The organism is Pseudoduganella sp. RAF53_2 (assembly GCF_052113985.1).
Lineage (GTDB): Bacteria > Pseudomonadota > Gammaproteobacteria > Burkholderiales > Burkholderiaceae_D > Rugamonas.
This window is the reverse complement of the sequence record NZ_JBFRDW010000775.1, coordinates 1-2483: the sequence shown is the minus strand read 5'-3', so window position 1 is coordinate 2483 and position 2483 is coordinate 1. Positions and strand designations below refer to the sequence as shown.

Below are 2483 nucleotides of genomic sequence, written 5' to 3'. Positions count from 1 at the left end.
GTTTTACCTGGCTTGGGCTGCAGGCGAGCTGGATGCGCCGTATTGCTCCTGCCTGTCGAATGACCTGTACCTGGTCTATGACCGCTACTGCTCCCGCTTCGGCTTGCGCGGCCAGTCCCTCACCAAATTTGCCGAGCTGATGGGGAATCGCCTCAAGAAAGACCGCCAGTGGGTCACGATCGGCACGAAGAAGAAGCTCTTAACCGTGCTGCACGTGCCGGATCAGGAGGGTGACGACGCGAAGGAAAGCCTGAGCAAGCGGTGTGAACGCTTCCGCGATCTGGCTGACATCAAGGCCCCGATATGAATGTGGACAATTTCAAGGTTATGAACAGGGCTTGCACATACCCTGCTACGCGCAAAGCCAGTGTTCATGCGGTGTTAACAGGGTTAACAGGGTTTGCAGGGCCGCTTCCGCGTGCGCGTGTGTGTTTGATGAATTAGAAGGCATCGAAGAAATCTATATGTGTGTGTAGTCATACCCTGTTAACCCTGTTAACCCTGTGTAAGCAAGCATTCATGCGGGTTTCAGCGTAACAGGGTCAACGAAAAGCGTGTAAAGGGTCTGATCGAAGAATTACAGGGTTGGTTCAGGGTAGAAACCGGGCAGGGTTTCAGGGCAAATGGAAAACGATAGGGATATGCAGATGACAGCGGTGGCGAAAATCGAAGTGGACGGTGTGGTCTTTGTGGAAGAGCGACGTGCGGCGGCTGTGGCGGCGCCAGCCATGCGGGTGATCCCGGTGGCTGACAAGCAGGAAGTGGGGCCGCTGGACTACTGCCTGGACCTGTGGACGGATTGGCAGCGCCGTGATGATCTGCGTCTTGGCTTCCGGGGCCGTTGCGCGATTATCGAAAGTGAAAACGAGGCGGACTCGGATGCCCTGTACGGAAACATGGACGACCGCGTTGCCGAGGCCGTTGAGGCGATGGTAGTCAGCATGCCACGCCATCTCGATTGGGCGATCCGTCAACGCTGCCGCTTGGCGACCGTGTGGCGCTTCCCGTCCCTGGTATTCGCCGATGTGCTGCCCGAGGCGGAGGCGGCCCTGACGACCTTGCTGCGAAAGAATCTTGCAACGCGCGTTTTCTTTGCGTAGAATCTCGTTCAGGACGGCGCTCGTCCATACCATCTCGAAGCCTCGCAATATGCGGGGCTTTTTTGTATTGCTGAAGCGCCGGAAGTGGATTAGTAATCGATCACCCTGCTAGTTATAAAGGGATATGGACGGTGAGCTTCAAATTTGCCACGCGATTTAGAAGGGCCTTACGAGGGTTCTGGATTACTGTCGCAGCGATGGCCATTGTTCACTTTCAGTTGTACTACGGGCCTTACGTCGGAAGGTATCACGTCTGGTTCTCTTGGGAGGTTTGGAAGTCTGTTCACGTTGGGTGTGCCCTTGTGCTCACGATAGCAAGCATGGCGGCTACAGCGGATCTCTTGCTCGCCTTTCCGAAGCTGTGGTGCGGCTCGCACCGGAGCTCTGCGAATCGAAAGGTACTAAGACTTGTTTGGATGTCTGTTGCTACGGCACCAGCACTTCACATACTTCTGTATTCTTGGATAGGCGTGATCAAGTACCGCGTACTATTCACAGCTAAAGCCGGTGCGCTGGTTCTCGACATCAGTTGGGTCATCATTGGCGCGGCAGGAATTGCCGCGATGGCCGATTTATTCATCGGCATTGCGGGCAAGATCCTGTCCCGTCGTTTTGCAGCGGCTATTGGTGGCCTGGACAGCAGTGCTGGCGAAATCGTATGCCTCGCTTGTAAAGAGGAAATTAAGCCAGGCGCGCTGATTTGCAAGCATTGTAAAACCGACTTGAGCTGGCGCCGCCATCTACAGATTGGCCAGACGTCACTTGCGCTCGTCACGGCGTTCGTGGCGGTGCTTGGCGCAGTGGCCCCGAACATCAAAAGTGCTTTTCAGTCGAGTCACTCCCAGATCAGCTATACGATGACGTCGTCCACGTTCGACACCGTGACGCTGTTGGTTACGAATTACGGACCAGAGATGGGGCTCGTTTCGGACCTGACAGTTTGGGTGATCGCGGACATAACCGACGCGAAAGGTCAACAGTCAAACACGATAATGCCGCTCCGATATAAGCCCTCTGGGCAACAGCCATTTGCGGTGAAGTCGCAGGCAACGGAGCAAGTGACATACAGACTGGTCGCAGAACTCCAGTTCGACCAAAAGGTGCTAGAAAAGTTCACCCCGCAGCAGACTATTCAGTTTGAATTAGACCTCATAGGTGCTGAATGTAGAAGCCGGCTTCAGGTTACCGACCACGGCGGCGAGTACATTACGAAGCACTACTGCCAACCTCGACTGTTTTGGTTGCCGCTTATGGGGGTATGGAACAGACAGCTATAGTTGGCTGGCAAAAAGCGCTAATTGTGCGCGATTGTTTGACAGAGCATTGTGTAATTGGGCCTGCGAAATGCAGGCCCTTTTCTTTTGACGCCCAGCCTATGCAAGT

3 protein-coding genes are annotated in these 2483 nt (G+C 54.7%); all 3 read left to right on the top strand.

Translation table 11 applies throughout. The annotated features are described in order from the left end of the window. Positions 1–307: hypothetical protein (locus tag AB4Z11_RS29305; RefSeq protein ID WP_442029341.1), on the top strand; the 307-nt coding region annotated here is incomplete at its 5' end. A gap of 334 nt (positions 308–641) precedes the next feature. Further along, entirely contained in the window at positions 642–1100 is a 459-nt protein-coding gene (locus AB4Z11_RS29300) for a hypothetical protein (RefSeq protein WP_442029340.1), read from the top strand. A gap of 470 nt (positions 1101–1570) precedes the next feature. Then, entirely contained in the window at positions 1571–2377 is an 807-nt protein-coding gene (locus tag AB4Z11_RS29295) for a hypothetical protein (RefSeq protein ID WP_442029339.1), read from the top strand. Positions 2378–2483 lie beyond the last annotated feature (106 nt).

Excerpts from the sequence above, each read along its gene's own strand:
- AB4Z11_RS29300 (WP_442029340.1), top strand. The coding sequence starts at position 642 with ATGCAGATGACAGCGGTGGCGAAAATCGAAGTGGACGGTGTGGTCTTT.